Here is a 3,426-nt window from a genome sequence, read left to right as displayed (position 1 = left end):
CTCTCATAATACCTTAATACTCTTTGGTTCTGATGTTGGTGATAAAGATGCAAAAATAAGATTTGAAAAGCTTGGCGAAGTTGAAGATTTAAGCTTTGAAAAGCTAAAAAAGGTAGCCAGAGATGAAATAGCAGCTGCTCATGGTTTGCCACCTAGATTGCTCGGTATTACTGAGAGTTCAGCACTTGGCGGAAGCGGTGAGCTTATGGGACAACTTCATCAATTCAACGAGATAGAAATCAAGCCAAAAATCGAACTCATAGAGGGCTTTTTTGATAGTATCAATATAAAGTTAAGACTAAAGCCAATTGATGTGACAAACTTCAAAGACGACGGGGAAATAGTAACTAATCTAATAGATAGCGGTATCATAAGCGTAAATGAAGCTAGAGAAATCTTAGGTTGGCAAAAGAGTCTAAAAGGGCAGTAATGAAATATACAAAAGAGTTTAAAGAAGAGTGCGTAAATTTACTTAAAAGTGGTGTTTCAGCTCTAGCACTTTCAAAACAGACAGGAGTTAGCCGTCCTACGCTTTCTAGTTGGCAAAAAGATTATGAAAAAGAAAACTTCAGCATAGATAACGCTATTAAATTTACCAAAGCTAAAATCGAAGAGCTAAGCAAAAAGCCTAAACCATCAAGCGATGAAGTCGTAATGTTAAGCCAATTAGTCCAGGCTCTAGCCAAGCTAGAAAATGGCGTAAAAAAGGTAAAAAGCATAAAAGATAAGCCACGCCCAATTATAAATATGAACTCACCAACTGCTACCCAGCTAAAAAAACGCATTTTAGAGCATGGCGGTCTTTTTGATTATCAGCGTGAGTTTTTAAATAGCGATGATGCTTTTAGAATTGTACTAAAGTCTAGACAAATAGGCTTTTCATATGTTAGCTCTGCTGATGCGCTAATAGGCGCCGTAGCTGGAAGAAATCAGTTTTTTTTAAGTGCTAGTGAAGAACAAGCGCTGATATTAATGCGCTATATGAAGCAGTGGGCAAAAGATTATGGTATAAACTTTACTAAAGATAGCGAACACGAAGTAGAGCTTGAAAATGGAGCGTATATAAAATCTCTAGCTAATAACTTTAGAACAGTTCAGGGCTTTACTGGCGATATCTGGATGGATGAGTTTGCATGGTATGCTAATCCTAAGAGAATTTGGCACGCATTTGTCCCTAGTATCGGAGCGATTAAAGGGCGTTTAACGATTCTTTCAACGCCGTTTGAAGAGCGTAGTCTTTTTCATGATCTCTACACTGATGAGGCAAAATACTATATGTTCAAGCGCTTTAGAGTCGATATTTATAAGGCTATAAATGATGGCTTGGATTTTGATTTAGAGACTATGAGAAATCTATTTGATACTGATACATGGGCTAGTGCGTATGAGTGTCAATTTATAGATGATGAGAGTAGCTTATTATCCATTGCGTTAATTAAATCTTGCGTAGATGATAGATTATCTTATAGCACCCCAAGCTCTAAAGAGCCGCTTTTAGCTGGGTTTGATGTAGGACGCATTAGCGATAGATCAAGCCTTGCTTTGCTTAGCTTAGATAAGGATAAATATACATTAAAAGCTATGGATATACTAGCTAAAGCTACATTTAAAGAGCAAGAAGATCATATAAGCGGATTTTTAAAAACCTATCCGCTAGCAGTATTAAAGATAGACAAAACTGGTATTGGGATGAACCTATGCGAGAATATTTATGCTAAATTTGGCTCTAGAGTTAGTGGCGTGTGGTTTAGTAATACAAAAAAAGAAGAGATGGCTCTAAATCTTAAAAAAGCCTTTGAAGATAAAAGGATATCTATACCAAATGATCCTCTTTTGATAGCTGATATCCACGCTATAAAGCGAACTGCAGGAGCTAAAAGCTTTAAATATGACGCTAAAAGAAATGAGTATGGCCACGCTGATAGATTTTGGGCTTTAGCACTTGCTTTATCGCATACTAGCTTAATAAAACACAAAAAAGGCGGCGGAGCTGTAATAATATGAATACAATTTACAAAAAATTTCTATTTAGAGTTGGTAGCGAGGTGGCAAATGAAGCTAAATCTATAGCTCCATATAAAACAGGCAATCTAAAAAAAGATATAAAGGTCATTAGCTACAACCACAAAAAAGCAGTTGTAGGCAATACAAAATTAGCACCATATGCTAAATTTGTCCATTTTGGCACCAAGCCACATATAATTAAGGCTAAAAATAAAAAAGTACTAGCTGCTAAAGGCAAAATATTTGGCAAAAAGGTAAATCACCCAGGAACTAAGGCCAGTCCATATCTAGAAAATGCAGCAAATAGATATATAAATAGCAGTGGTTTTACTAGGGCAAAATCTGCCCTAGCTAATGAAGTGAAAAATAAGCTTATAAATGATATTAAAAAAGCAGTTAAATAGACTTATCGTCTATACCATCTAAAGCTTTTATATGTTCAAAAGTCATAGAGTATAGCTCGCCACAAGCTACTTTTATCATCTCTATTTCTATCTCATCTGCATCTTTATGCCATCCAAGTAAAATTGAATTTAGCATCATTAAAAAATGTCTTGCGTCATTTATGCTATCTAATTTTTCTACGGTTATACTACTCACAACGCACTCCTTATAGCGTTTCTTACAGCGGTGTCGCTTCTACTGGTTTTACGGCAAATCTCAGCTTGGCTAAGGCCGCTTTTATAAAGACTTATAATATTTTCTTTTTCAGACTCGCTTAACCTTGTAGATTTTTGCAAATTCTGGCTTTTAAACATAAGTCTATCACGCAAAAGGCTATTTTCACGCTCTAAACTCTCATAATACTTAGCTTTATACACATCTGCTTCATTTGATTTTTCTTTTAAAGCAGATAAAATTTCAGTGAATTTGGATTGAAGGTTTAGATCACTATTTTTAGCAGCTTTTATCATTGCTTCCATTTTATTAAACGCTTCTATAAACTCTATTTTCCATTTATAAGCCCTCGCACCTGTAAAGCCCATAACGAGTAACGAAAAGCCATCACGGGTTAAATTATAGCAAGGCAGTTTTCGACCAGTGCTATCGGTATATTCACTGAGCGGAAAATTCCGTTCAGTGAAATCATCCTTTGGAAATTCACGAATTTGTGCTAAAATATCACTATGTCGTTTATTGAAAACATTTGCGACGCTTAAAGAAGTGGTAAATATCCCACTATTTACCACTTCAAACTCTACGCTTTGACCATTTATAACGATAATTTCGTTCATTTTGTCTCCTTTAGATTTAATTTGTGAATGTTAATTGCGATATATACCAAAAGCAATACTTCGCAAACTTCTAAAATTTCGCTCATTTTAAACTCCTTTCTATGATATAATTACACAAGGTCAAGACAAAACCATATCAAGGGGCTTTCGCCCCTGGCTCTAAATCCAAATCTGAATGATTTTAGAT

5 protein-coding genes are annotated in these 3,426 nt (G+C 35.4%); 3 read left to right on the top strand and 2 right to left on the bottom strand.

Going from position 1 to position 3,426, the window contains the following annotated elements; translation table 11 throughout:
- The 3 genes from J6V67_RS05895 to J6V67_RS05885 form a co-directional block, all read left to right on the top strand.
- Window positions 1–430 (top strand): phage portal protein (locus tag J6V67_RS05895; RefSeq protein ID WP_291860131.1); only part of this gene is annotated, 430 nt, incomplete at its 5' end.
- Window positions 430–2,004 carry a terminase family protein gene (locus J6V67_RS05890; RefSeq protein ID WP_291860128.1) on the top strand — a complete coding sequence of 525 codons (1,575 nt, stop codon included), beginning with the start codon at window positions 430–432 and terminating at the stop codon, window positions 2,002–2,004. The genes J6V67_RS05895 and J6V67_RS05890, both read left to right, overlap by 1 nt.
- A complete protein-coding gene (locus J6V67_RS05885) occupies window positions 2,001–2,408 on the top strand; it encodes an HK97-gp10 family putative phage morphogenesis protein (RefSeq protein ID WP_291860124.1) in 408 nt (135 codons plus the stop codon). Before J6V67_RS05890 ends, J6V67_RS05885 begins: the two co-directional genes overlap by 4 nt.
- Here J6V67_RS05885 and J6V67_RS05880 read toward each other — a convergent pair.
- Complete coding sequence (locus tag J6V67_RS05880; protein WP_291860121.1) at window positions 2,401–2,604, bottom strand: hypothetical protein; 204 nt, start codon at window positions 2,602–2,604, stop codon at window positions 2,401–2,403. The genes J6V67_RS05885 and J6V67_RS05880 overlap by 8 nt on opposite strands.
- Complete coding sequence (locus J6V67_RS05875) at window positions 2,601–3,239, bottom strand: Rha family transcriptional regulator (RefSeq protein WP_291860118.1); 639 nt, start codon at window positions 3,237–3,239, stop codon at window positions 2,601–2,603. Before J6V67_RS05875 ends, J6V67_RS05880 begins: the two co-directional genes overlap by 4 nt.
- Window positions 3,240–3,426: the final 187 nt, after the last annotated feature.

Origin of the sequence: Campylobacter sp., from assembly GCF_017646085.1 — a bacterium.
Taxonomy (GTDB): domain Bacteria; phylum Campylobacterota; class Campylobacteria; order Campylobacterales; family Campylobacteraceae; genus Campylobacter.
This window is presented reverse-complemented; position numbering and strand designations above follow the sequence as displayed.